Origin of the sequence: Streptomyces sp. NBC_00885 (assembly GCF_045207475.1) — a bacterium.
Lineage (GTDB): Bacteria > Actinomycetota > Actinomycetes > Streptomycetales > Streptomycetaceae > Streptomyces.
The window spans coordinates 4,273,951-4,300,033 of sequence record NZ_CP108796.1 but is presented as its reverse complement, the minus strand read 5'-3'; the positions used below and the strand labels follow the sequence as shown (position 1 = coordinate 4,300,033).

The following is a 26,083-nucleotide window of genomic DNA, read 5'->3' as shown; positions in this document are numbered from 1 at the left end:
TTCAGGCCGCTACGAGGTAGGAGAAGACCGATTCGAGGGACTCGTCCGAGGGCGAGACCGTCAGCAGCCGGATCGAGTGCTCGCGGGCGACTCGCGGCAGCAGCTCGGTGAACCGGCCGAAGTCGACGGCCTGGATGCGCAGCGCGCCCTCGGCCAGGTCGACCTCGATGCCCGCCGTCGACGGGTCGGCGATCAGGGCCGCGGCAAGCGCCCGGTCGTCGCTGGACCGTACGAGATAGCGGTGCGGCCGGTCCGTCATCAGCCGGCGGATCTTGCGGAAGTCGCCGGACGCGGCATGCCGTCCTGCCACGATCACCTCGATGTGCGAGGCGAGTTGCTCGACCTCCTCCAGGATGTGCGAGGAGAACAGCACGGTGCGGCCTTCCGCGCCCATCCGCCGCAGCAGGTCCATCAGCTGCATGCGCTGGCGCGGGTCCATCCCGTTGAAGGGCTCGTCGAGCAGCAGCACGGACGGCTCGTGCACGAGGGCGGACGCCATCTTCACGCGCTGCCGCATGCCCTTGCTGTACGTCGCGATCTTGCGGTCCTGCGCGTACTCCATCTCGACCGTGGCGAGCGCCTTCTGGGCGGCCTTCTTGCCCAGATTGTGCAACTCGGCGTTGGCGACGACGAATTCGCGGCCGGTGAGGAAGTCGTACATGGCTTCCCGCTCCGGTACGACGCCGATCTGCCGGTAGACCGACTCGTTGCGCCAGATCGGCTGACCGTCGAGCGTGACGCTTCCCGTCGAGGGAGCCAGGAAACCACCCATCATGTTGATGATGGTGGACTTTCCGGCGCCGTTGGGGCCGAGCAGTCCGGTGACGCCGGGGCCGACGGTCATGGTCACGTCGTTGACGGCCACGACATTTCCGAACCACCGCGAGGTGTGCTCGATGTTGATGGTGGTCACAGCCCGACCTTTCGGTAGCGGCGCATCAGTACGGCGTACGAGCCGGCGACGAGCGCGAGGACGACGAGCAGATAGACCATGCCTGGGCCCGCCCCGGGGCCCGCCTCGCCCGGGAAGGCCGAGGTGGCGCCGAGGAAGGCGGTCTGTACGCCGTCGATGAGCGTGACCGGCGAGAAGAGGCCGAGCCACTTGATCACTTCAGGCGATCCGGTCTCCCAGGCGATCGCCTGGACGGTGGAGACCGCGCCGTAGGTGATGGTCATCGTCGCGATGACGGCGGCGACGCCGAAGCCCCGGCGCGGGGTGAGCGCGGCCATCACCAGGCCGATGCCGCCGAAGAGTACGGACAGGAGCGCGACCGAGATCATGCCCTGCGCGAAGCCCTTCGTCTGGTCCGCGAAGTCCATCTTGGCGAGCAGCGAACCGATGTAGAGGACGACCAGGGGCGCCGCGGTGAGCACGAACAGCGCCGAGGCCATGGCCCCGTACTTGGCGAGTACGTAGTCGATGCGCTCGATGGGACGCGAGAAGTACAGCGGAACCGTCTTGAAGCGCAGATCGCGTGAGACGGACTGCGGGGCCTGCGCGGCGAGGAACAGCCCGATGACCGCCTGGGTGACGATCGCGTAGCGGGTGTAGTCGAGCGGCAGGTCCTTGAGCTTCGTGGCGACGGCGACCGCGACGATGATCGCCGCAGGCAGGCACATCACTGCGAAGAGGATCATCGGCAGGACCTTGGACTTGGCCGAGCGGCCCAGTCCGTACGCGCCGCGCAGCGACTGCGAGTAGAGCGAGCGGCGGGCGTACGCCCGGCCGAGCCGCGGACCTTCGTAGTTGCGGTATCCGATGTTGTGGATCCGGGTGGTCTCGTTCTGGACCCCGCTGCCCGGGACTCCGGTGAGCTCTGTGCTCATCGCGCCTGCACCTCCATGGGCTGGGCCGCGCTCTGGGGGCCTTCGGGGCGGAAGACCTCGGCGATGTGGTGGCGGCGCTGTTCCATCCGTACGAGACCGAGGCCGAGCCCGGCGACGGTGTCGCGCACGACGTCGTACGTCTCCTCGCCCGTCGCCTCGACGAGCAGGATGTGACCCGCTCCGGGCAGACCTTCCTCCACGCGCGCGTGGAGCGTGATTCCGGCGGCGGCGAGCGCCTCACGGAGCACCGCGGTGCCGTCGGGATGGGTGTCCGTGTCGGTGACCTCGACCGCGAGGGTCGTGGTGATCTGGGTGAAGTCGCTGGTCGAACTGGAGCGCAGCAGCGAGCCGCCGTCGATGACGACGACATGGTCACAGGTGCGTTCGAGTTCGCCGAGGAGGTGCGAGGTGACCAGGACCGAGATGCCGAAGTCGGTGTGGATGCGGCGGATCAGGTTCAGCATCTCGTCTCGGCCGACCGGGTCGAGACCGTTGGTCGGCTCGTCCAGGAGGACCAGCTTCGGGTCGTGGACGAGAGCCTGCGCGAGCTTGACGCGCTGTTTCATGCCGGTCGAGTAGCCGCCGATGGGGCGGTACCGCTCCTCGTACAGGCCGACATGGCGCAGCGTGTCGGCGGTGCGCTCGCGGGCGGCCGTCGGCGGCAGCCCGGACATGCGCGCCATGTGGACGACGAACTCGGTGGCCGAGACATCGGGCGGCAGGCAGTCGTGCTCGGGCATGTACCCCACCTGTTCCCGGATGGCGGCGCCGCTCGTGGCGACGTCGAGGCCGAGCACGGCGGCACGGCCCTCCGTGGCAGGGGACAGACCCAGCAGGATCTTGATCAACGTTGACTTGCCGGCTCCGTTGGCGCCCACCAGGCCGGTCACACCGGGTCCGATGTCCAAGGAGAGCCGGTCAAGCGCGGTCACCCGGGGGAACCGCTTGCTCAGGCTTTCGGTCGCGATCACAGTCACATTTCGAAGGTAGTGGCGCACGACACATCGGGCGTCAGCCTGGACGGCTGGATCCGTGTCCGACTCCAGAGGTACGGACCCGTAGGGGGCTGCTACCTGAGTGCGGGGCTCCCCGCTCCTCGATGTGGACAACTCCGTGACTCTTTGGCTTCCAGGTTGTCCACAGGTCGGCGCACGGGCCTTGACGCAGCCGCCGGGCATTGTCACATTCATCAGTGGCAAGTTACGAGGCGGGGATCGCATGGGGAGGGCAGGTGGCATGACCTCTGCAGTGGCAAGCGAACTGACCGCGGAACTGCGGGGGTTCAGGGAGGTGCAGCGTCTCGCGTACGAATGCGCGGAGGCGGTGGCGGCCCAGCTCAAGCCCGGCGTGACGGAGCGCGGGGCGGCGCGGATGCAGCGCGAGTGGCTGCGGGAGCGGGGTGTGCGCGACTGGTTCCACCTCCCCTTCGCCTGGTTCGGGGACCGCACGGCCTTCGTCAACTTCCGCATACCGCTGCAGTTCTTCCCGACCAACCGCGTCCTCGAGGCGGGCATGCCCTTCATCCTCGACATGGCCCCCGTCTACAAGGGCTTCACCGCGGACATCGGCTATTCGGGCTGCCTCGGTCCGAGCCCTCTGCACAACAAGCTGCTGGCCGACCTTCAGGCCCACCGCGAGCTGATCCTGCGCGAGGTGCGGGAGCGGCGCTCGATGCGCGAGATCTACGAGGACGTGGACCGGCTCATGGTCCGGCAGGGCTATGCCAACCGCCACCGTGCCTATCCCTTCGGCGTCATCGCCCACCGGATCGACCGGGTAAAGGAGCGACGCTGGTCGCCGAGGCTCTTCGGCTTCGGCACCCAGTCGCTGAAGGGACTGGCGAGCGACGCCCTGCACGGTCACCGGGACGGCTGGTCGCCGCTGTGGAGCCCGTACAGATTCTCCGACCATCCGCCCCGGCCGGGGCTGTGGGCGGTCGAGCCGCACCTCGGATTCAGGGGTACGGGCGCGAAGTTCGAGGAGATCCTGGTGGTCACCGACTCCAAGGACCCCGAACAGAGCGCGTTCTGGCTGGACGATGATCTGCCGCATGTGCGGCGCTGGGCGGAGGACTCGTGAGCGAGGGAGCCGGCATGGGTCTCGAAGGTGCGCGGGAGCGCTGGGTCCGTACGGGCGGGATCGAGCTGTGTGTCGCCGAGCTGGGCGATGCGACGCAGCCGACCGTGCTGCTCGTGCACGGCTATCCGGACAGCAAGGAGGTCTGGTCGGCGGTCGCGCGGCGGCTGGCGGACCGCTTCCATGTGGTGCTGTACGACGTCCGGGGGCACGGCCGCTCGACCGCGCCGGTTCCGCTGCGGGGCGGCTTCACACTGGAGAAGCTGACGGACGACTTTCTGGCGGTCGCGGACGCGGTGAGCCCGGACAAGCCGGTGCACCTGGTGGGCCACGACTGGGGTTCGGTGCAGTCGTGGGAGTTCGTGACGGTCAAGCGCACCGAGGGCCGCATCGCCTCCTTCACCTCGATGTCCGGTCCCTCGCTCGACCACTTCGGGCACTGGATCAAGAAGCGGATGAGCCGGCCGACACCCCGCAGGGTCGGCCAGTTGCTCGGCCAGGGCGCCAAGTCCTGGTACGTGTACATGCTGCATACGCCCGTGCTTCCGGAGCTCGCCTGGCGCGGGCCTCTCGGCAAGCAGTGGCCGAAGATCCTCCAGCGGCTGGAGAAGGTGCCGTCGGCCGACTACCCCACCCCCTCGCTGCCGCAGGACGCGGCACACGGCGCCTGGCTCTACCGTGACAACGTCCGCGCCAGGCTGCGCCGCCCGCGCACCGACGCGTACGCGCATGCGCCCGTCCAGCTGATCACGCCGACCGGCGACATATTCCTGTCCGAGCGGCTCTACGACGAACTCGGCGAGTGGGCACCTCAGTTGAGGCGCCGCTCGCTGCCGGCCAAGCACTGGGCGCCGCGCAGCCGGCCGGACCGGCTGTCGGCCTGGATCAGCGAGTTCGTCACCGCCAACGAGGACAGCGCGGCCGGGGTGGCAGGGCGGGAGAGCGTGGCCCGTGGACCGTATGCCGAGCGGTTCGGTGGCCAGCTTGTCCTGGTGACGGGCGCTGCCAGCGGCATCGGGCGGACCACGGCCTTCGCCTTTGCCGAGGCAGGGGCGCGGATCGTCGCCGTGGACCGGGACGCGGAGGGGGCGGCCAGGACCGCGGAGATGTCACGGCTGATCGGCGCACCCGAGGCCTGGGGCGAGACGGTCGACGTGAGCGACGAGCAGGCGATGGAGAAGCTGGCCGAGAAGGTCGCCGGCGAGTACGGCGTGGTGGACGTCCTGGTCAACAACGCCGGGATAGGCCTTTCCGGCTCGTTCCTCCAGACCAGTCCTAAGGACTGGAAGAAGGTCCTCGACGTCAATCTGTGGGGTGTCATCCACGGCTGCCGGCTCTTCGGCAGGCAGATGGCCGAACGCGGACAGGGCGGCCACATCGTCAACACCGCCTCGGCCGCGGCCTATCTGCCCTCGAAGGCGCTGCCCGCCTACAGCACGTCCAAGGCGGCGGTGCTGATGCTCAGCGAGTGCCTGCGGGCCGAGCTGGCAGGAGAGGGGATCGGGGTCTCGGCGATCTGCCCGGGCATCGTCAACACCAACATCACGTCCACGGCGCGCTTCGCAGGGGTCGACGAGGCCGAGGAGAAGCGCCGCCAGAAGAAGTCCGCCCGGCTGTACGGCCTGCGCAACTACCCGCCGGAGAAGGTCGCCGACGCGATCTTGCGGGCCGTCGTGAAGAACCAGGCGGTGGTGCCGGTGACGCCCGAGGCACGAGGTGCCCACTACATGTCCCGCTTCACGCCCAGGACACTGCGGGCGATCGCCCGATTGGAGCCGCCGCTATGAGCGCCGAGGAGCACGTCGGTCACTACCCCATCAAGCCGCGCCGGGTCTCCTTCGACTGGGACGAGACCCCGCTGCACTGGATACCGGACGAGCCCACGGCCACGCACGTCATCAATGTGCTGCATCTGCTGCTGCCGGCCGGGGAGCGGTGGTTCGTCAAGGTCTTCAAGGAGGCCCTGCCACTGGTACGGGATCCGGTGCTGAGGAAGGACGTCAAGGGCTTCATGGGCCAGGAGGCCACGCACAGCGTCCAGCACGCGTATGTACTGGACCACCTCGCCGCCCAGCGGCTCGACACCGAGGGTTTCACCAAGCACGTCGACTTCCTCTTCGAGAAACTCCTCGGCGAGAAGCCGCCGTTCGGGGCGCCGATACCGACCCAGGAATGGCTGCGCTTCCGGCTGGCGATCATCGCCGCGATCGAGCAGTTCACGGCGGTCCTCGGCGACTGGGTGCTGCACGCCGAGGGCCTGGACCGGGCGGACGCCGACACGATCATGCTGGATCTGCTGCGCTGGCACGGCGCGGAGGAGGTCGAGCACCGGGCCGTCGCCTTCGACATGTACCAGCACTGCGGGGGCGAGGGGCTGCCGCGCTATGCCCGCCGTATCGAGGGCATGGTGATCACCGCGCCCATGCTGCTCTGGCTCTGGGCTTGGGGCACGGCCTATCTGATCCGCAACGATCCCCAGCTCGCCGGGCGGCTGCGCTACTCCCTGCGCGAGCACAACCGCGCGGTGGCCAAGGGGCTGCTGCCCACCTGGCGGGAGTTGGGCGCGGCCATACCCCGTTACTTCCGGCGGTCGTACCATCCCTCGCAGGAGGGCTCGCTGCGCAAGGCCGTCGAATATCTCGCGACCTCGCCCGCGGCCCGCGCCGCGGCGGGGGCGGTGGGGCGGGCCGCCATGTCATAGACGGCGCTCTGCGGCCGCTCTTCAGCCGCTCGTCGGCTCTCCTCGACCTGTCATCCGATCTGTCGTTTCGATCTGTCCTCAAGGGGGCGGGCTTGTCCGAGCAGCCATTGGCCCAGCCAGTGACCCAGTACCGGATCGAGGATCTGGCGCACCACAGCGGCGCCACCGTCCGCACGATCCGCGCCTACCAGGACCGCGGACTGCTGCCGAAGCCGGAGCGCCGCGGCCGGGCCAATGTGTACGGCTCCTCGCACCTCGCCCGGCTGCGGCAGATCGCCGACCTGCTCGACCGCGGCTACACCCTGGCTTCGATCAAGGAACTGCTCGAGGCCTGGGACGCCGGGCGGGGGCTGGGAGGGGTACTGGGTCTGGTCGCGGAGGTGCAGGGTCCGTGGACCGACGAGGAGGCGGCCAGGATCACCCGTACCGAGCTGGACGAGAAATTCGGCGGGAAGCCGGACGAGGAGGCCGTGGCGGAAGCGGTCGAGCTCGGAGTGCTGGAGCGGATACCGGGACGGGACGACGAATTCCTCGTACCCAGCCCTCAAGAGCTGGCGGTGGCAGCGGAGTTGCATGCGGCGGGCGTACCGCTGTCCGCGATCTCCGGTCATCTGCGGGAACTTCGCGGACAGGTCGAGCACATCGCCTCCCGTTTCCTGGAGTTCACCACCGAGCATGTCTTCGCGCGTTATCTGGGCCATCGTCCGCCTACAGAGACCGATGCGGCCCAAGCGGCGTCGATGGTGCGGCGGCTGCGGCCGCTCGCGCAGCAGACGGTGGACGCCGAACTGGCCCGGGCCATGCGGACGTTCGCCACCCGCCATCTTCAGCACCATCTGGGTGCGGAGGGGCCACCGCCCACCGACAGTGAGCGGCGTTCGGTGGCCCTGCCGCCGGAGACAATGCGGGCGGTGCACAGCCTGGTTGGGCAGGAGCACGCGGCGGCGTTCATCGCGGCGGCGACCGAACGGGAGGTGCAGGCCCGGACATTGGACGCTCTTGCATCAAAAGCCGATAATTCCAAGCAATTTGACCAAAAGGCTTGAAACAGGGCGTCGTTGTCCACAGAAGTGTCAATTCCCTTGTGGATAACTACAGTTGGCTGTGGATCAAACCTGTAGAGCGATTTTTTTCAGTGGCACCGCGACGCGACGCGAGGCACGCTGACGGGATGAACGAAAGACCCGACGAGTCGGACACGACCGGCGCGACCGACGAACGACGCACCGTCAAGGTGTCGAAGTACCTCTCGAAGCATTTGCGGCACCAGCCGGAACGCATCGGCATCACCCTCGACGAGAACGGCTGGGTGGCGGTCGAGGAGCTGATGCGCGCCGCGGCGGCGCACGGCTTCCGGTTCACCCGCGCCGAGCTCGATCACGTCGTCGCCGTCAACGACAAGAAGCGCTTCACGATCGACGGCACGCGCATCCGCGCCAACCAGGGCCACACCGTCGAGGTTGACCTGGACCTCCCCACGGCCGAGCCGCCCGCGTATCTCTACCACGGCACCGTCGCCCGCAGCCTGGACGCGATCCGCGCCGAAGGCCTGCGCCCCATGAAGCGCCACCACGTCCATCTCTCGCCCGACCGCGAGACCGCGACCCGCGTGGGCGCCCGCCGCGGCCGTCCCGTCGTCCTGTCTGTGGACGCCGGAGCGATGCACCGGGCGGGCCACCTCTTCCGTGTCAGCGCCAACGGCGTCTGGCTGGCCGACGCCGTACCGCCGGAGTTTCTGCGCTTCCCCGGCGCGTAGGACGGACGGGGAAGCGGGGGCGGGGAGACGGGGCGCTCAGCGGCGCAGCTGGGCGAGGCCCTCGGTCGCGATCTGCTCGAAGACCTCCTGGTCGGCGGCGAAGTCCGAGTCCGGGATCGGTGCGTGGATCACGATCTCCGTGAAGCCGAGCTCGAAGTGCTTGCCCGCGAAGTCCACAAAGGCGTCGAGGGACTCCAGCAACCTGCCCGGTTCCGGTGTGAAGCCGGTGAGCAGGATCTTGTCCAGCTCGGCCACGTCCCGCCCGATGTCCGCGCACGCCTTGCCGAGCTTCTCGACCTGCCCGCGGATCGCCTCGACGGACTGCTCGCGCGTGCCCGTCTCGAACAGCCTCGGGTCACCCGTGGTCACCCATGCCTGCCCGTGCTTCGCCGCGAGCCTCAGCCCGCGCGGCCCGGTGGCGGCGACCGCGAAGGGCAGCCGCGGCCGCTGTACACACCCGGGGATGTTGCGGGCCTCCACCGCCGAGTAGAAGGTCCCCTCGTCCGTCACGGAGTCCTCGGTCAGCAGCCGGTCGAGGAGGGGAACGAACTCACCGAAGCGGTCGGCCCGTTCGCGAGGCGTCCAGGCCTCCTGGCCCAGCACCGTCGCGTCGAAGCCCGTGCCCCCCGCGCCGATGCCGAGCGTGATCCGGCCGCCGGAGATGTCGTCGAGCGAGATCAGCTCCTTGGCGAGGGTGACTGGATGCCGGAAGTTCGGCGAGGTGACCAGGGTGCCCAGTCGCAGCCGCTCGGTGGCGGCGGCCGCCGCGGTCAGCGTCGGGACCGCGCCGTACCAGGGGCCGTCGCGGAAGGTACGCCACGAAAGGTGGTCATAGGTGTACGCGGTGTGGAAACCGAGCTGCTCGGCTCGGGTCCACTCATCGCGGCCACCGTGGTGCCAGGGACGGACAGGAAGGATCACGGTACTCAAACGCATGCTTCGAGGTTACGTGGCCCAGAAGTGGTCCGTGCCCACTCACATGTGCGCCCGCCCGCACACCCGTGCGCCGGCGTACGGGAGAATGGATCTGTGACCTCAGCTACCGCTCCCCGCGCCCTGCCCGCTGCTCCCCGGCTGATCGCCACCGATCTCGACGGCACTCTGCTGCGTGACGACAAGTCCGTCTCGGACCGCACCATCGCCGCACTCGCCGCCGCCGAGGAGGCCGGGATAGAGGTCTTCTTCGTCACCGGCCGCCCGGCCCGCTGGATGGACGTCGTCAGCGACCACGTCCACCGCCACGGTCTGGCGATCTGCGCGAACGGCGCCGCCGTCGTGGATCTGCACGCCGGCGGGAAGGTGATCGAGGTCCGCCCCCTGGAGCGGGATACGGCCCTCGATGTCGTACGCACGCTGCGCGATGCCGCCCCCGGGACGTCATTCGCGGTCGAGACGACCACCGGCATCCACTACGAGCCGGACTATCCGCCGTTCCACGTCGACCCGGGCGCCACCGTCGCGGTCGCCGAGAAGCTGCTCCGCGAGGAGGGGCCCGGCTCCGCAGCCCCAGTGATCAAGCTGCTCGCCCATCACCCCGAGCTGACGCCCGACGGCTTCCTCGCCCTGGCCCGTACGGCAGCCGGCGAGCTCGCGTCCTTCACCCGCTCCAGCCAGACCGCACTGCTGGAGATCAGCGGACTGGGTGTGAGCAAGGCCAGCACGCTGGCGCTGTGCTGCGCCGAGCGCGGGATCTCCGCCGACGAGGTCGTCGCCTTCGGTGACATGCCCAACGACGTGGAGATGCTGACCTGGGCGGGAACCTCGTACGCGATGGGCAACGCTCATCCGGACGTGATAGCCGCGGCGTCCGGGCGGACCGTCGCCAACAACGAGGACGGCGTCGCGGTCGTCATCGAGGAGATACTCGCCCGCCGCGTGGAGCACGACAAGCACAGCGAGGGCAACGAGGGCAACGACAGCCGCTAGACCGGGACCCCGTGCTCGCGCAGCCAGACCAACGGATCCACACCGGACCCCAGATACGGCGTGAGCCGCACCTCGAAATGCAGGTGCGGCCCCGTCGAATTCCCCGTCGTGCCCGTCTGCGCGATCCACTGCCCGGTCCGCACCTGCTCGCCCTGATCGACGGTGACCGCCGCCAGATGCGCGTACTGCGTGTAGTAGCCGCCCGGGTGCTGCACCACGATCTGGATCCCGAAGGCGCCGCCGCAGGACACCGAGAGCACGCGCCCCGCCCCGACCGAGCGCACCGGGGTCCCGATCCCCACCGCAAAATCCTGTCCGGTGTGCCGGTGTGCCCAGTGCTCACCGGCACTGTCGAACCCGGCCGACAGCTCGTAGTGCTCCACCGGCGTCACCCACTCGGCGCCCGGCGGCGGCACGCCCCCGGTCTCCTTGAGATCTACAGCACCCGCGCACTTTCCCGCCGCGACGCTTTCGTCCGCCTCCGCCTGGAGCGTCCACTGCGCGGCCTCCAGCTTTGTCTCGATGCCCTGCTTGATCGCGGCGAGCTTCTCCTTGCGTGCGTCCAGTTCGCGCCAGGCGGACCTGGCCCGCGCCTCGGCGACGGACAGCCGCCGCTCGGCCGCCCGGGCCCGGCCGATCAGCTGGTTCACGGCCCTCTCCGCCTGCCATGCCAGCCGCTGTCCGCGCATCAGCTCATCGGGGTTCTTGGCGAGCAGCATCCCGGCGGTGAGCGCGAGCGGGCCGCCGGTGCGGTACTGGGCGCGGGCCACGCCGCCCACCGCGTCGTGGATCGCGGCGAATTCGGTCCGCTGCCGGTTCAGGCGCTCCTGCAGCAGGCCGGCGGCGGCGAGTTGTACGTCGGCCGCACGCCTGCCCTGTTCGTACGTCGCGGTGGCTTTGGCAGCGTCCTCGTACAGCCGCGCCACCTCGGCGCTGGCGCTCGGCCCGTCGGACGCCGTGGCCGGGGCCACAGCTGTAGCGATGAGCGCGCACAGCAGCACCGGGACGAGCAGCAGCCGGTCGCGGTGTCTCAGGCACATTCCCGGATCGTCACCCGGAGCCGGGACGATTCCCGGGACCCGTGAGGTGTCGTACACCCGACCGGCCCAGCAATTAGTCCTATTTCGTGAAGAAAGCCGGGTGCGCGGCCTCGCCGATCCGGGCGGAGAGCAGGTCGGCGGCCCGTTCTCGCTCCAGCATCCCGCGCAGGGGGCCATCGGCCGCGGCGAGTTCCGCGTACGAGCCGCGCTGCACGATACGTCCCGCCTCCAGGACGACGATCTCGTCCACGGCGTCGAGACCCTGCAGCCGGTGCGTGATCAGCAGCGTCGTGCGGCCCTCGGTCGCCGTCAGCAGATCCGCCGTCAGCGCGTCCGCCGTGGCCAGGTCGAGATGCTCGGCAGGCTCGTCGAGCACGAGCACCGGGAAGTCGGCCAGGAGCGCACGCGCCAGGGCCAGCCGCTGCCGCTGGCCGCCGGAGAGCTGCGCGCCGTGCTCGCCGACGAGGGTGTCAAGACCGTCGGGGAGCGCGTCGACCCACTCCAGCAGCCGGGCTCTGTCCAGCGCCTGCCGGAGTTCGTCCTCCGTCGCCTGTGTCCGCGCAAGCCTCAGGTTCTCCCGTACGGAGCTGTCGAAGAGGTGGGCGTCCTGCGCGCACAGTCCGACGAACCGCCGGACCGCGTCCCCGTCGAGCGCGGCCGCCTCCACACCGCCGAGCGTGTACGTCCCCTCCCTGGCATCCAGGAAGCGCAGCAGCACCTGCGCGAGGGTGGTCTTGCCCGATCCCGATGTGCCGACCACGGCGATGCGCCTGCCCGCGGTCAGGGTGAGATCGAAGCCGTCGAGCGCGTCCCGCTGCTGCCCGGCGTACCGGGCCCTCAGTCCCCGCACTTCGAGCGGGAACGCCGTCGCGGGCGGCATGGCACTGTGCTCCGGCTCGTGTACGGGAAGAGGCGCGTCCAGGACTTCGTGGACGCGCTCGGCACTGCGCTTGACCCGCTGCCGGTACTGGACGGCCAGCGGCAGCGAGGTGACGGCCTCGAAGGCGGCGAGGGGAGTGAGCACCACGACGGCCAGGGACACCCCGTCGAGCCGCCCGTCCCGCACCGCCTGCACGCCGGCGAAGGCGGCGCACACGACGGTCAACCCGCAGGCCAGGGCGGAGAGCCCGCCACCGAGCGCGGTGGCCGCGGCGCCGCGCGAGGCGATCCGCGTCAGCCGCCTGTCGGCCGCCCTCGTCCGCTCGATCCGTCCCTTCAGGGCTCCGGCCACCGTCAACTCGGCGGTCCCGCCGAGAAGATCAACGACCTGGGTGGCCAATGACCCGCGTGCGGGGGCGAGTTGCCGCTCGGCCCGCCGGGCGAAGGTCCCGCTGATCAGCGGTACGGCAACACCCGCGACGAGCAGTCCGACGGCAAGCACGGCCCCGGCCTCGGGCAGCAGCCATGCGGTGAATCCGACCGATCCCGCACCCACGACGACGGCCACGCCCGCGGGCAGGAGCCAGCGCAGCCAGTAGTCCTGCAGCGCGTCCACATCGGCGACGAGCCGGGACAGCAGATCCCCGCGCCGCGTCTGCCGCAGGCCGGCCGGCGCGATGCGTTCCAGCCTGCGGTAGACGGTGACCCTCAGCTCGGCAAGCATCCGCAGCACGGCGTCGTGTGAGACGAGGCGCTCGGCGTAGCGGAAGACGGCCCGCCCGATACCGAAGGCTCGCGTCGCCGTCACAGCCACCATCAGATAGAGGACCGGTGGCTGCTCCGAAGCCCGCGAGATCAGCCACCCTGAGACGGCCATGAGCCCTACGGCGGATCCCAGCGCGAGGCTCCCCAGAAGCAAGGCGAGCCCGAACCGCCCCCGCAGCTCACCGGCCATCCCCCGCACCCGCGCGAGCCCGCCGGTCCCGGACGGCGCGAAGCCGGGCGTGCCGCTCCCGGCAGGGCCCCGCCCAGAGAGCTGTCCGGGACCGTCCGGCGAAGCCGCCGAGGGACCCGGCCCGGAGGGACGGACCGTGCTGTCAATGGCATCTTCCGGCGAAGCCGACGGGCCCGGCACTGCAAAGGAGCCCTGCGAACCCCCCACCTCCACCACCCGGTCGGCCACCGCGAGGAGCGCCGGCCGGTGGACGACCAGAAGCACCGTCCGACCGGAGGCCAGCCGCCGTACCGCGTCGACGATGCCCGCCTCGGTCTCGCCGTCCAGCGCCGCCGTCGGCTCGTCGAGCAGCAGCAGCGGCCGGTCCGCGAGGAACGCCCTGGCCAGCGCGAGCCGTTGCCGCTGACCGGCCGAGAGACCGGCTCCGTCCTCGCCGAGCGGCGTGTCCACGCCCTGGGGGAGTTCCGCCACAAAGTCGTGTGCCCCCGCCTGCCGCAGCGCTTCCTGCACCGCCGCGTCATCGGCGTCCGGCCGCGCCAGCCGCACGTTCTCCGCGACCGTTCCCGCGAAGAGATACGGCCGCTGCGGCACCCACGCGATCCGCTCCCGCCACCGCTCCATGTCCAGGGTGGAAAGGTCCACGCCCCCGACCCGCACGCGCCCCGCCGAGGGCTCCACGAACCCGAGCAGCACATTCAGCAGCGTCGACTTCCCTACGCCGCTCGGCCCGACCAGCGCGACCGTCTCCCCTGGCTCGACCACCAGTGACGCCCGGTCCAACGACGCCTCACTGCGCCCCGCATGGCGGACGGTCACCCCGTCCAGCTCCAGCCGCAGGGTGCCCGGAGTCTCCCTCGTACCGCTTGCCCGCGGCTCCCTTTCCAGAACCTGGAAGATCTCCTCCGCGGCCGAAAGCCCCTCCGCCGCCGCGTGGTACTGCGCCCCGACCTGCCGGATGGGCAGATACGCCTCGGGCGCGAGGATGAGGATCACCAGACCCGTGTACAGATCCAGCTCCCCATGCACGAGCCGCATTCCGATACCCACGGCGACCAGCGCCACCGAAAGAGTCGACAGCAGCTCCAGCGCGAAGGACGAGAGGAACGCGATCCGCAGCGTCCGCAGCGTGGCCCGGCGGTACTCCGCGGTGATGGAACGGATCGACTCGGCCTGCGCCTTCGCCCGTCCGAAGACCTTCAGGGTGGGCAGACCGGCGACCACATCGAGAAAGTGCCCCGACAGCCGGGACAGCAGCCGCCACTGGCGGTCCATCCGGGCCTGGGTGGCCCAGCCGATGAGGACCATGAACACCGGGATCAACGGCAGCGTCACCACGATGACCGCCGCGGAGACCCAGTCCTCGGTCACAATCCGCGCCAGGACCGCCACCGGCACCACAACCGCGAGCCCCAACTGCGGGAGATAGCGCGAGAAGTAGTCATCGAGTGCGTCGACGCCACGCGTGGCGAGCGCGACCAGCGACCCGGTGCGCTGCCCGCTCAGCCAGCCCGGTCCCAGCTCAGCGGCCCGCTCCAGCAGCCCCCCCCGTAGCTCCGACTTGACCGCCGCGCTCGCCCGGTGCGCGGCCAGTTCGGTCAGCCAGGAGACGACCGCCCTGCCGATGGCGACCGCGGCGAGAAGGATCAGCGGTGTCGCGAGACCGGCGGTGGAGAGCCCCTTCTGGAAGGCTCCCACCACCACCTCGGCGATCAGCATCGCCTGGGCGACGACCAGCGCCGCCCCGACAAGTCCGAGGAGTACCACCGCGATCAGGAATCGGCGGGTGGCCCGGGCGTACCGGAGCAGACGCGGGTCGATCGGTTTCACGTGAAACATCCCCCACTAATGGGCATCGACGATGTGCTGCGTACCGATCCGCTTGCGGAAGACCCAGTACGTCCAGCCCTGGTAGAGCAGCACCAGCGGAGTGGCGATGCCTGCGCACCAGGTCATGATCTTCAAGGTGTACGGACTCGACGAGGCGTTGGTGACCGTCAGGCTCCACTGCTCATTGAGCGTGGACGGCATGACGTTCGGAAAGAGCGTGAGGAACAGCATCGCGACGGCGGCGGTGATCGTGACACCGGAGAGCGCGAACGACCAGCCTTCGCGCCCCGCCTTGATGGCCACAATCGCGCCGACGAGCGCCACCACTGCGACGAGCATCGCGACCAGACTCTTGCCGTCGCCGTGCGAGGCCTGGGTCCAGATCAGGAAGCCGAGCGCCAGGACGGCGGTGAGCAGCCCCAGCTTCAGGGCCAGGGCACGCGCCCGTACCCGGATGTCGCCCACCGTCTTCAGCGCGGCGAACACAGCGCCGTGGAAGGTGAACAGGGTCAGCGTGACGAGCCCGCCCAGGATCGCGTACGGGTTGAGCAGATCGAAGAAGGTGCCGACGTACTCCTTCTGTCCGTCGATCTTCACGCCGCGCACGATGTTGCCGAAGGCGACGCCCCACAGCAGAGCGGGGAGCAGCGAGGTCCAGAAGATCGCATGCTCCCAGTTGGTCTGCCAGCGCTCCTCGTCCCGCTTGTGCCGGTACTCGAAGGCGACTCCGCGCACGATCAGGCAGACCAGGATGAGCAGCAGCGGCAGATAGAAGCCGGAGAAGAGGGTGGCGTACCAGTCGGGGAAGGCGGCGAAGGTCGCACCGCCGGCGGTCAGCAGCCACACCTCGTTGCCGTCCCAGACGGGCCCGATGGTGTTGATCAGGACCCGCCGCTCGGTCCGGTTCCTCGCGAGCAGCTTGGTGAGGACGCCGACCCCGAAGTCGAAGCCCTCCAGGAAGAAGTAGCCGATCCACAGGACGGCGATGAGTACGAACCAGACGTCGTGAAGTTCCATGCCTCAGCAGCTCCTCAGGGCCTCAGTACGAGAAGGCCATCGGCCGGTCGGCGTCACGGTCGTCGCCGCCGATCTTGGTGGGCGGGTTGAGGTCGGCCTCGGTGAGCTCGGGCGGTCCGGCCTTGACGTACTTGACGAGCAGCTTGACCTCGATGACGGCGAGCACCGCGTAGAGCAGGGTGAAGACGAGCATCGAGGTGAGCACCTCGCCCTGCGAGACACCGGGGGAGACCGCGTCACGGGTGCGCAGTACGCCGTACACGACCCAGGGCTGCCGCCCCATCTCGGTGAAGATCCAGCCCCAGGAGTTGGCGATCAGGGGGAAGGCCATCGTCCACAGGGCGATGATCCAGTACCACTTGGTGAGCCGGGGGTTCAGTGCCTTGCTCTTGAAGAGGACCAGATGGGGCACTTCGTCCTCGCCCGTCCGCAGGCTCGCCGGCAGCATGAACTTTTTGCGGGTGAGCCAGAGTCCGATCAGGCCGATGGTGAGGGACGCCATGCCGAAGCCGATCATCCAGCGGAAGCCCCAGTAGGCGACGGGAATATTGGGCCGGTAGTCACCGGGCCCGAACTTCTCCTGCTCGGACTTGTTGACGTCGTTGATGCCGGGGACGAACGAGGTGAAGTCGTCGTTGGCCAGGAAGGACAGCAGGCCCGGGATCTCTATGGCGACCTTGTTGTGGCCCTTTTCGACGTCGCCGTAGGCGAAGACCGAGAAGGGCGCGGGCGCCTCGCCGTCCCACAGTGCCTCGGCTGCGGCCATCTTCATCGGCTGCTGCTTGAACATCACCTTGCCGAGCAAATCGCCGCTGACAGCGGTGAGCAGTCCGGCGACGACGATGGTGACCAGCCCGAGCCGCAGAGAACTCCGCATCACGGGGATGTGCTTCTTGCGCGCCAGATGGAAGGCGGCGATGCCGACCATGAACGCGCCACCGACGAGGAAGGCCGCCGAGATGGTGTGGAAGAACTGGGTGAGCGCGGTGTTCTGGGTGAGTACGTGCCAGAAGTCGGTGAGTTCGGCCCGCCCGCGCTCCTTGTTGATGCGGTAGCCGACAGGGTGCTGCATCCAGGAGTTGGCGGCCAGGATGAAGTACGCGGAGAGGATGGTGCCGATCGACACCATCCAGATGCAGGCCAGATGGATCTTCTTCGGCAGCTTGTCCCAGCCGAAGATCCACAGTCCGATGAAGGTGGACTCGAAGAAGAACGCGATCAGCGCCTCGAAGGCGAGCGGGGCGCCGAAGATGTCACCGACGAAGCGCGAGTAGTCGGACCAGTTCATGCCGAACTGGAACTCCTGGACGATGCCGGTGACGACCCCCATGGCGATGTTGATCAGGAAGAGCTTGCCCCAGAACTTTGTGGCCTTGAGGTACTTCTCGTTCTGCGTCCGCACCCATGCCGTCTCCAGGCCGGCGGTGAGCGCGGCAAGCGAGATCGTCAGAGGAACGAAGAGGAAGTGGTAGACGGTGGTGATGCCGAACTGCCATCGCGCCAGAGTCTCGGGCGCCAGAGCCAGGTCCACGTCGTCTTCTCCTTACATCGCCGTAGTGATCGGCAGCTTGCCCCTCCAATCCCACCGATCTCGGGACGATCAGGACGAGCTTGTGAACGCGTTCACATTCACAAGCAATTATGACTCATACGAAATCCATTCGGCCGGGCGGGGGTACCTGACCCCGAAACTTCAACATCTTGTTGAATGCGACGCATGCGGATGCGTATCTCTCGGCCCGCCGAGCACCCTGACCGCAACCCTCGACGAAACCCCCACGAGCAAGGCGCTCGCAGGGGCTCTGCCACTTGCATCCACCGCCCTGACCTGCGGCGACGAGGTCTATTTGGTCGAGCCGGGCACGTCGGTCCTGTCCGGCCGGACAGGACCGACGGTGTCTCCCTAGAGCTCCTTGCGGAACGCCTCGGTCGTGTGCAGGAAGAGGTCGTTGGCCTCGGTCTCCCCGATCGTGACCCGCACGCCCTCACCCGCGAAGGGCCGGACCACGACACCGGCCTTCTCGCACGCCGCCGCGAAGTCGAGCGTGCGCTCGCCGAGCCGCAGCCAGACGAAGTTCGCCTGGGTCTCCGGCACCGTCCAGCCCTGCTGGACCAGACCGTCGTAGACCCGCGCGCGCTCGCAGACCAGCGAGCCGACCCGGCCGAGCAGTTCGTCCTCGGCGCGCAGCGAGGCGACCGCCGCGTCCTGCGCGAGCTGCGAGACACCGAAGGGCACCGCGGTCTTGCGCAGCGCCGCGGCCACCGGCTCATGGGCGATCGCGAAGCCGACCCGCAGTCCCGCCAAGCCGTACGCCTTGGAGAAGGTGCGCAGCACCGCCACATTGGGGCGGTCGCGGTAGATCTCGATGCCGTCCGGGACCTCGGCATCGCGGATGAACTCGCGGTACGCCTCGTCCAGTACTACCAGGACGTCGGACGGCACCCGGTCGAGGAACCGTTCCAGCTCGGCCCTGCGCACCACCGTGCCGGTCGGGTTGTTGGGATTGCAGACGAAGATCAGCCGGGTCCTGTCGGTGATCGCATCGGCCATCGCGTCCAGATCGTGCACGTCACCGGCGGTCAGCGGCACCTGCACCGACTTCGCTCCGCTGATCTGGGTGATGATCGGGTACGCCTCGAAGGACCGCCAGGCATAGATGACCTCGTCCCCGGGGCCCGAGGTGGACTGGAGCAAGGACTGCGCGACGCCGACCGAGCCGGTGCCGGTGGCCAGATGCGTCACCGGCACGGCGAAGCGGTCCGCCAGCTCGTTCATCAGGCCGGTGCAGGCCATGTCCGGGTAGCGGTTGAAACCGTGCGCCGCAGCGATCGCGCTCTCGATCACACCCGGCAGCGGCGGATAAGGGTTCTCGTTGGACGACAGCTTGTACGCGACCGGGCCGCCGGCAGCCGCGGGCTTGCCCGGCTTGTAGGTGGGGATGCCGTCCAGCTCAGCGCGCAGCTTGGGGCTCGTCTCGCTCACCGCAGGTCCTCCTCGTGCCTTCTCGTAGCTTCTCGCACCTTGGGCAGGTTCGAATACTGCTCACCTTATGAGGATTCCCGGCCACTGCGAATGGCCGTGGCCGGGAAAGGGGGAGCGCGCACCTTCGCGGCGCGCGCCGGTAGCTCACTCCGTGGCGCGCATCACCCGTAGTGGTGAGTTGAGACCTCTTCGAAACATCGACCATTCGACAGGCCTGCGCGGCCCGGTACCCGAGACGCCCTGGACACAACCCCCAACTCCCTTGACTTCCAAGGCAGTTGGGGGTGGATGATCATGCAAAATCGTGCCTGTCAATGAGTGCATATGCGACCGGCTCAACCGCCCATGCGAGCCCTACTATCGGCTCGCCATGACAGCAGCAGGGAAGCACCAGGTGAGCCGGACGGAGACATCCCGCCGGAGCAGCCGGCAGAGTCGGGCGGGCATCCGAGACGTGGCCGCCGCAGCCGGTGTCTCGATCACGACTGTCTCAGACGCGCTCAACGGCAAGGGCCGGCTCCCGGACGCCACCCGCCAACATGTCCGCGAAGTCGCCGACCGGCTGGGCTACCGCCCTTCCGCAGCGGCCCGAACCCTCCGTACCGGAAAATCAGGCCTGATCGGCCTGACGGTGACGACGTACGGGGATGAACCTTTCACCTTCACCGAATTCGCGTACTTCGCCGAAATGGCGAGAGCCGCAACCTCGGCCGCGCTCGCCCGCGGCTACGCCCTTGTCATCCTGCCCGCGACCTCACGCCACGACGTCTGGTCGAACGTCGCCCTCGACGGCACCGTCGTCATCGACCCCTCAGACCATGATCCGGTCGTCACCGAACTCGTCCGCCAGGGCCTTCCCGTCGTCTCCGACGGCCGGCCGGCCGGAACCCTTCCCGTCACCGCCTGGGTCGACAACGACCACGAAGCCGCCGTACTCGATCTGCTCGACCATCTCGCCGACGCGGGCGCCCGCCGGATCGGCCTGCTCACCGGCACCACCACCGACACCTACACCCGCCTGTCCACCACCGCCTATCTGAACTGGTGCGAGCGCGTGGGCCAGGATCCGGTCTACGAGTCCTACCCCGCCCACGACCCGTGCGCCGGCGCAGTCGCCGCCGACCGGCTGCTCGCCCGCCCGGACAGACCTGACGCGGTCTACGGGCTCTTCGACCCCAACGGCACCGATCTGCTGGCCGCCGCCCGGCGGTACGGCCTGCGCGTGCCCGAGGATCTGCTGCTCGTCTGCTGCAGCGAATCGACCGTGTACGCCACCACCGAACCGCCCATCACCACGCTCTCGCTCAAACCGCGCAGGATCGGCACAGCGGTCGTCCAGCTCCTCATCGACGCCATCGAGGGCATCAACGAAGACCGGCCGGTTGAACAGGTGATACCCACCGAACTGATCGTGCGGACGTCCTCGCAGCGCCGCCCTCCGCGAACGACCGTGAGCGCCCCGCGATCGCCTTCACCGGACTAGACCTGATAAATCGGGATGAAACAACCGGCGCACCAGGGGTGCTGATGGATTCACCACCCCTGGTGCGTCACACAGCGCGGAGCTCATTCCTATGATGGGCGCACGACACCGCGGACCACCCCGACCAGGCTGGGCCGAGAGGTGAACGGCGGCGCGACGGTGGTGGAGGGGTCGATGACTCAGGGGGCCGGTCAAGGACCCGTGGTGCGGACGGCGACATTGCGCGATTTCCGCGTGCCGCCCTATGCGCAGGTGCCCGTGCAGTCACAACAGTCACCGCAGTCGAGCCATCCCGGCAACGCGGTCCCCGAGGGCGAAACCCCGGACGGCTACACCCCCACCGCGCGCGACCTCCCGGTGATCAGCGCCGGCGGACCCGGCGACACCGTCCAGGTGCAGGTCGCGCCCGACGAGGCGCCCGCGCCCGAAGGTCTCGGCCCGCTCTATGTCGTCGGCGATGTCCACGGCTATCTCGACGAACTCGTCGCCGCCCTCACCGAACAGGGCCTCATCGACGCCGAAGGCCAATGGGCGGCCGGCCATGCCCGCCTCTGGTTCCTCGGCGACTTCACCGACCGCGGTCCCGACGGGATCGGCGTCATCGACCTCGTCATGCGGCTCTCCGCCGAGGCCGCGGCCGCCGGCGGCTACTGCAAGGCCCTGATGGGCAATCACGAGCTGCTGCTCCTCGGCGCCAAGAGATTCGGCGACACCCCGGTCAACTCCGGCGCCGGCACCGCCACCTTCCAGGCCGCCTGGCTGCTCAACGGCGGCCAGAAGTCCGACATGGACCGGCTCCAGGACGTCCATCTGCAGTGGATGGCGCGGCTCGACGCGGTGATCGAGGAGGACGAGCATCTGCTGATGCACTCCGACACCACCGCGTATCTGGAGTACGGCTCCAGCATCGAAGACGTCAACGACACGGTGCACGCGATCCTCACCCGCAATGACGCCGACGAGTGCTGGGACCTGTTCCGCAAATTCACCAAGCGGTTCGCCTTCCGTGACGACGCGGGACCGCAGGCCGTACGCGAACTGCTCTCGGCCTACGGCGGCAACCGCGTCGTGCACGGCCACAGCCCCATTCCGTATCTGCTCGGCGAGGTGGGCACCGAGGACGGCGAGGACGGAGCACGTCCGGTTGTCGAAGGCCCGCATGTGTACGCGGACGGGCTCGCGATCGCCATGGACGGCGGCGTGACCATGGCCGGAAAGCTGCTTGTCGTCCAACTTCCGCTGTCCAATTGAGCAGAGCCCGGCGGCGATTTACGGAAAGCCCCTGTCACCCCGTGCCGTAACCGCTCTACCATCGGCTTATCCGTAGCAGGCTCTCCTCCGTTTCTGCCCAACCGCCCGATCGATGCGGGCAACCCGGCCCTACGGAGCATCGGGGGATGCACATGAACAGCGCTCCGCACCTGCTGACCGAGGACCGCGCCGAGTACGAGCGCATCCTCGACGACGCGCTGCGCAACGCCCATGACCGTCCGGACCTCGCTGCCGTGGGGCAGCGCCTGAACGCCGAACAGCTGCGCACGATGGCCCTGAACGCGACGGCACTGATAACCACCGCCGCCGCTGCCGAGTACGAGCACTACACAAAGATCCGCGAGGAGGCGCGTTCCCCCGCGTCCGCCGCTTCCACGCGGATCTCCGTGCCGGCATCCGCCGAGGACGGGGAGTCCCAGAACGGCGCCGGGTTCGCCGCCGTCATAGCCGTACTGGCCCCGGTGCTCGCGGGGACAGCCGCACTGATCTTCCTGCTCGTCGGCTACATCCTGAAAATGCTCAGCCCCACGCCGTCCTTCGCGGCGACCCTGGTCGCGGCGGGCTGGTTCTTCGCGGCCCTCACGGCGGCCGCCATTCTGGTCGCCGCGATAGGACTGCTGCTGACCGCGCTGCGCAATGGCGCGACCCAACTCCCGGCCGAGGAGTCGACGGGCGAACTGCCCGACGAAGTGTCCCGGGCCAAAGAGGCCTGGCGCCACGCCCTGCTGGAGCGCGGTCTCCTGCCCTTCCTGGCAGCAGCACTCGCCGACCCCAGCGCCGACCCGACCTCCGCGGCCCCGCCGCGCCATGTGAGCCGTATCCCGAAGGTCGGCTACAGCGGCCCGGACTACTCCAGCCCGAGCGAGGGCTCGACGTCGGGCCAGCGCCCCACCTTCACCAGCCCGGACTTCACAAGCCCGGACTTCGGCGGCCCCGAGCACCAGCCGGAGTGATCCCCGGCCGGTGCCGGGGGGACACGCCCCAGCGGCGCACGACCCAGCGGCGGGGTATCACTCCGCGATCGGCAGATACACGCGATTGCCCGCGGCGGCGAACTCCTTCGACTTCTCCGCCATACCCTCCTCGATCTCCTGCTTCGAGCCGCCGTGCCGGCGCCGGATGTCCTGCGAGATCTTCATGCTGCAGAACTTCGGGCCGCACATGGAGCAGAAGTGCGCGGTCTTCGCCGGCTCGGCCGGGAGCGTCTCGTCGTGGAACTCCCGTGCCGTGTCCGGGTCGAGGGCCAGATTGAACTGGTCCTCCCACCGGAACTCGAACCGGGCGTCGGACAGCGCGTCGTCCCACTCCTGGGCGCCCGGGTGCCCCTTGGCGAGGTCGGCCGCGTGGGCAGCGATCTTGTAGGTGATGACGCCCGTCTTGACGTCGTCACGGTTGGGCAGGCCCAGGTGCTCCTTGGGCGTGACGTAGCAGAGCATCGCCGTGCCCCACCAGGCGATCATCGCCGCCCCGATGCCGGAGGTGATGTGGTCATACGCCGGGGCCACGTCCGTGGTGAGCGGGCCGAGCGTATAGAAGGGGGCCTCCTCGCAGATCTCCTGCTGGAGGTCGATGTTCTCCTTGATCTTGTGCATCGGGACGTGACCGGGTCCTTCGATCATCGTCTGCACGTTGAAACGCTTCGCGATCGAGTTGAGTTCCCCGAGCGTGCGCAACTCAGCGAACTGCGCCTCGTCGTTGGCGTCCGCAATCGAGCCGGGCCGCAGACCGTCGCCGAGGGAGTACGTCACGTCGTACGCGGCGAGGATCTCGCAGAGCTCCTCGAAGTTCTCGTACAGGAACGACTCCTTGTGGTGCGCGAGACACCACGCCGCCATGATCGAGCCGCCGCGCGAGACGATGCCGGTCTTGCGGTTGGCGGTCAGCGGGACGTACGGCAGCCGCACACCCGCGTGGACCGTCATGTAGTCGACGCCCTGCTCGGCCTGCTCGATGACCGTGTCCTTGTAGATCTCCCAGGTCAGTTCCTCGGCCCTGCCGTCGACCTTCTCGAGCGCCTGGTAGAGCGGCACGGTACCGATCGGGACGGGAGAATTGCGCAGCACCCACTCACGGGTGGTGTGGATGTTGCGGCCGGTGGAGAGGTCCATGACCGTGTCCGCGCCCCAGCGCGTCGCCCAGGTCATCTTCTCGACCTCCTCCTCGATGGAGGAAGTGACCGCGGAGTTGCCGATGTTGGCGTTGACCTTCACCAGGAACCGCTTGCCGATGATCATCGGCTCGATCTCCGGGTGGTTGACGTTGGCGGGAAGGACCGCGCGACCTGCGGCGATCTCCTCGCGTACGACCTCGGGGGAGACGTTCTCGCGGATCGCGACGTACTCCATCTCCGGCGTAATCTCGCCACGGCGGGCGTACGCGAGCTGCGTCACCGCCTGCCCGTCGCGTCCCCGCCGGGGCTGGCGCGGGCGGCCGGGGAAGACCGCGTCGAGGTTGCGCAGACCGCCCCTCGGCGAGGTGTGCTTGATCCCGTCGTCCTCCGGGCGGACCGGGCGGCCCGCGTACTCCTCGGTGTCGCCACGGCCGATGATCCAGTTCTCCCGCAGCGGCGCAAGCCCGCGGCGCACGTCGGTCTCGACGTTCGGATCGGTGTACGGGCCGGACGTGTCGTACAGCGTCACGTCCTTGCCGTTGGTGAGGTGCACCTGGCGGACCGGCACCCGGAGGTCGGGACGCGAGCCCTCGACGTATCCCTTGTGCCAGCCGATGGACTTCCCGGCCTCGGGCTGATTCGAGGCAGGCGTGCGTGCATCCTGAACGGTCATCGTGACCTACTCCCTACGCCGGCATTACCCGGTAACAGGTTCGGCGGTCGGCGCAGCCGCTTCCGTACGGTTCGTACGGATTTCAGCGCCCTCTCAGCCCGGTGCTCCGAGCTCCCGCGTGTGCAAAGGTGCCACCACGCTAGCGTCATTTCTGGCGTGCTGAACAGTGGGCCCCGTCGTTCTTGCGATGATCGGTCGGTGACCTCATCGCCGACACCCCCGCCGCAGACGCCCGAGCCCCATGGCCACTCGCACAGCCATGGGCCCGCCGCACCCGTCTCGCAGCACCTCCGCAAGGTCATCGCCGCGGTGCTGATTCCTTTCGCCGCGGCCGTCGTCGTGGGCCTCGTCGTGCTCTGGCCGGGCGGCGCTCCCGGCCATGAGCGCACCGGTGTCGGCTTCGACCGGCAGACCGAGCAGGGCAAGGTGGTTCGGGTCGAGAAGGTCGACTGCAAGGACGTGAACGCCGCGCAGGTCCCGCCGACCGGCGACACCTCCACACCGGAGGGACGCGAGGCGGTCAATGCCCAGCAGGGCACGTGCAAGAAGGCGACGGTCAAGGTCACCACCGGCAAGGACAAGGGCCGCACCTTCGTCGAGATCGTCCAGCCGGATGCGACCCGCCAGTTGAGCGAGGGCCAGGGTGTGGTGGTGGCGTACGCCCCCGACGCGCCCCGTGATCTTCAGTACTCCGTGACCGACGTGGACCGGGAGTTCCCGTTGGCAGTGCTGGCCGGAATCTTCGCGCTTGCGGTGGTGCTGGTGGGGCGGATGCGCGGTGTGATGGCGCTGATCGCGCTCGCTGCTTCCTTCGCCGTACTGACCCTGTTCATCCTGCCCGCGATCCTGCAGGGCTCCAATCCGCTGATCGTCGCGGTGGTCGGCGCGAGCGCGATCATGCTGATCGCGCTCTATCTGTGCCACGGGCTGAGCGCGCGCACCTCGGTCGCGGTGATCGGCACCCTGATCTCGCTGCTGGTGATCGGGCTGCTGGGCTCGCTGTTCATCGGCTGGGCGAGTCTGAGCGGCAACACAGACGACAGCACCGGCCTTATCCACGGCCTGTTTCCGAACATCGACTTGAGCGGTCTGCTGCTTGCGAGCGTCATCATCGGCTCGCTCGGTGTGCTCGACGATGTGACGGTGACCCAGACCTCGGCGGTGTGGGAACTGCATCAGGCGGACCCGGACATGGGCCGGCGGGCGCTCTACCGGGCCGGTATCCGCATCGGCCGGGACCACATCGCGTCCGTCGTCAACACGCTCGTACTGGCTTACGCGGGCGCCGCGTTGCCGCTGCTGCTGCTCTTCTCGATCGCCCAGAGCAGTGTGGGGACGGTGGCCAGCAGCGAGCTGGTGGCGGAGGAGATCGTACGGACCCTCATCGGTTCGATCGGCCTGGTCGCCTCGGTGCCTGTGACCACCGCGCTGGCGGCGCTGGTGGTCTCCGCCGACCGGCCTGGTCCGCTCCCGGCGACAGGCCGGGCCGCGATGCGTGGCGGCAGTGGCCGCCGCCGTAAGAGGTAGCGGGCCCAAGCCGTAGGTGCCGCGGCGCTGC

At 68.9% G+C, this 26,083-nt stretch carries 20 protein-coding genes and 1 riboswitch; of the genes, 10 read left to right on the top strand and 10 right to left on the bottom strand.

Annotated elements, in window-relative coordinates; all coding sequences use genetic code 11:
- Position 1: 1 nt before the first annotated feature.
- From OHA61_RS19465 to OHA61_RS19455, 3 genes are read right to left on the bottom strand one after another with little or no spacing between them, the layout of a single operon-like run.
- Positions 2 to 913, bottom strand: coding sequence for an ABC transporter ATP-binding protein (locus OHA61_RS19465; RefSeq protein WP_324984880.1), 912 nt, complete (start codon positions 911 to 913; stop codon positions 2 to 4).
- Complete coding sequence (locus OHA61_RS19460; protein WP_406304084.1) at positions 910 to 1,827, bottom strand: ABC transporter permease; 918 nt, start codon at positions 1,825 to 1,827, stop codon at positions 910 to 912. Before OHA61_RS19460 ends, OHA61_RS19465 begins: the two co-directional genes overlap by 4 nt.
- The gene (locus OHA61_RS19455) at positions 1,824 to 2,798 is read right to left on the bottom strand and encodes an ABC transporter ATP-binding protein (RefSeq protein WP_361902339.1); all 975 of its coding nucleotides are present in this window, start codon (positions 2,796 to 2,798) and stop codon (positions 1,824 to 1,826) included. The genes OHA61_RS19460 and OHA61_RS19455 overlap by 4 nt, the downstream gene beginning before the upstream one ends.
- Before the next feature lie 265 nt (positions 2,799 to 3,063).
- Here OHA61_RS19455 and OHA61_RS19450 point away from each other — a divergent pair, with 265 nt between their 5' ends.
- The 5 genes from OHA61_RS19450 to OHA61_RS19430 all read left to right on the top strand — a co-directional run bounded on the left by OHA61_RS19450 (position 3,064) and on the right by OHA61_RS19430 (position 8,360).
- Positions 3,064 to 3,906, top strand: a complete 843-nt coding sequence (locus OHA61_RS19450; protein WP_406304083.1) for a M24 family metallopeptidase — start codon at positions 3,064 to 3,066, stop codon at positions 3,904 to 3,906.
- A 14-nt stretch (positions 3,907 to 3,920) separates the two neighbouring features.
- Positions 3,921 to 5,690, top strand: a complete 1,770-nt coding sequence (locus OHA61_RS19445; protein WP_406307398.1) for an SDR family oxidoreductase — start codon at positions 3,921 to 3,923, stop codon at positions 5,688 to 5,690.
- Entirely contained in the window at positions 5,687 to 6,604 is a 918-nt protein-coding gene (locus OHA61_RS19440) for a metal-dependent hydrolase (RefSeq protein WP_406304082.1), read from the top strand. The genes OHA61_RS19445 and OHA61_RS19440 overlap by 4 nt, the downstream gene beginning before the upstream one ends.
- 92 nt (positions 6,605 to 6,696) lie before the next feature.
- Positions 6,697 to 7,650: a MerR family transcriptional regulator gene (locus OHA61_RS19435; RefSeq protein ID WP_406304081.1), complete on the top strand. Its 954-nt coding sequence runs from the start codon at positions 6,697 to 6,699 to the stop codon at positions 7,648 to 7,650.
- Positions 7,651 to 7,775: 125 nt separating this feature from the next.
- Positions 7,776 to 8,360, top strand: a complete 585-nt coding sequence (locus OHA61_RS19430; RefSeq protein ID WP_324984897.1) for an RNA 2'-phosphotransferase — start codon at positions 7,776 to 7,778, stop codon at positions 8,358 to 8,360.
- Positions 8,361 to 8,396: 36 nt separating this feature from the next.
- On the opposite strand, the gene OHA61_RS19425 is transcribed toward OHA61_RS19430, so the two are convergent.
- Positions 8,397 to 9,296 carry an LLM class flavin-dependent oxidoreductase gene (locus tag OHA61_RS19425; RefSeq protein ID WP_406304080.1) on the bottom strand — a complete coding sequence of 300 codons (900 nt, stop codon included), beginning with the start codon at positions 9,294 to 9,296 and terminating at the stop codon, positions 8,397 to 8,399.
- Positions 9,297 to 9,389: 93 nt separating this feature from the next.
- On the opposite strand from OHA61_RS19425, the gene OHA61_RS19420 reads away from it, so the two are divergent.
- Positions 9,390 to 10,286: a Cof-type HAD-IIB family hydrolase gene (locus OHA61_RS19420; RefSeq protein ID WP_406304079.1), complete on the top strand. Its 897-nt coding sequence runs from the start codon at positions 9,390 to 9,392 to the stop codon at positions 10,284 to 10,286.
- Here OHA61_RS19420 and OHA61_RS19415 read toward each other — a convergent pair.
- The 5 genes from OHA61_RS19415 to hisC all read right to left on the bottom strand — a co-directional run bounded on the left by OHA61_RS19415 (position 10,283) and on the right by hisC (position 18,987).
- Entirely contained in the window at positions 10,283 to 11,326 is a 1,044-nt protein-coding gene (locus OHA61_RS19415; protein WP_406304078.1) for a M23 family metallopeptidase, read from the bottom strand. The genes OHA61_RS19420 and OHA61_RS19415 overlap by 4 nt on opposite strands.
- A 79-nt stretch (positions 11,327 to 11,405) precedes the next feature.
- On the bottom strand, positions 11,406 to 14,987 hold the full coding sequence (cydD, locus tag OHA61_RS19410; protein ID WP_406304077.1) for a thiol reductant ABC exporter subunit CydD: 3,582 nt from the start codon (positions 14,985 to 14,987) through the stop codon (positions 11,406 to 11,408).
- A gap of 15 nt (positions 14,988 to 15,002) precedes the next feature.
- Complete coding sequence (gene cydB, locus OHA61_RS19405) at positions 15,003 to 16,004, bottom strand: cytochrome d ubiquinol oxidase subunit II (protein ID WP_406304076.1); 1,002 nt, start codon at positions 16,002 to 16,004, stop codon at positions 15,003 to 15,005.
- A 22-nt stretch (positions 16,005 to 16,026) separates the two neighbouring features.
- On the bottom strand, positions 16,027 to 17,535 hold the full coding sequence (locus OHA61_RS19400) for a cytochrome ubiquinol oxidase subunit I (protein WP_406304075.1): 1,509 nt from the start codon (positions 17,533 to 17,535) through the stop codon (positions 16,027 to 16,029).
- Between the two features lie 372 nt (positions 17,536 to 17,907).
- Positions 17,908 to 18,987 (bottom strand): histidinol-phosphate transaminase, encoded by a 1,080-nt coding sequence (gene hisC, locus OHA61_RS19395; RefSeq protein ID WP_324984922.1) that lies wholly within the window; start codon positions 18,985 to 18,987, stop codon positions 17,908 to 17,910.
- A 370-nt stretch (positions 18,988 to 19,357) separates the two neighbouring features.
- On the opposite strand from hisC, the gene OHA61_RS19390 reads away from it, so the two are divergent.
- From OHA61_RS19390 to OHA61_RS19380, 3 genes are all read left to right on the top strand, one after another.
- Positions 19,358 to 20,470, top strand: coding sequence for a LacI family DNA-binding transcriptional regulator (locus OHA61_RS19390; protein WP_266480684.1), 1,113 nt, complete (start codon positions 19,358 to 19,360; stop codon positions 20,468 to 20,470).
- Positions 20,471 to 20,644: 174 nt separating this feature from the next.
- Positions 20,645 to 21,721: a metallophosphoesterase gene (locus OHA61_RS19385; protein WP_389368699.1), complete on the top strand. Its 1,077-nt coding sequence runs from the start codon at positions 20,645 to 20,647 to the stop codon at positions 21,719 to 21,721.
- 146 nt (positions 21,722 to 21,867) lie between these two features.
- The gene (locus tag OHA61_RS19380) at positions 21,868 to 22,695 is read left to right on the top strand and encodes a hypothetical protein (RefSeq protein ID WP_406304074.1); all 828 of its coding nucleotides are present in this window, start codon (positions 21,868 to 21,870) and stop codon (positions 22,693 to 22,695) included.
- Positions 22,696 to 22,752: 57 nt separating this feature from the next.
- Here the strand turns inward: OHA61_RS19380 and thiC are convergent, their stop codons facing one another.
- Positions 22,753 to 24,525, bottom strand: a complete 1,773-nt coding sequence (thiC, locus tag OHA61_RS19375) for a phosphomethylpyrimidine synthase ThiC (protein ID WP_406304073.1) — start codon at positions 24,523 to 24,525, stop codon at positions 22,753 to 22,755.
- Positions 24,519 to 24,653, bottom strand: a riboswitch (TPP riboswitch). (Overlaps the previous gene by 7 nt.)
- Positions 24,654 to 24,723: 70 nt before the next feature.
- Between thiC and OHA61_RS19370 the strand changes: the two genes are divergently transcribed.
- Positions 24,724 to 26,052, top strand: a complete 1,329-nt coding sequence (locus tag OHA61_RS19370; RefSeq protein WP_406304072.1) for a YibE/F family protein — start codon at positions 24,724 to 24,726, stop codon at positions 26,050 to 26,052.
- The last annotated feature ends 31 nt before the right edge of the window (positions 26,053 to 26,083 follow it).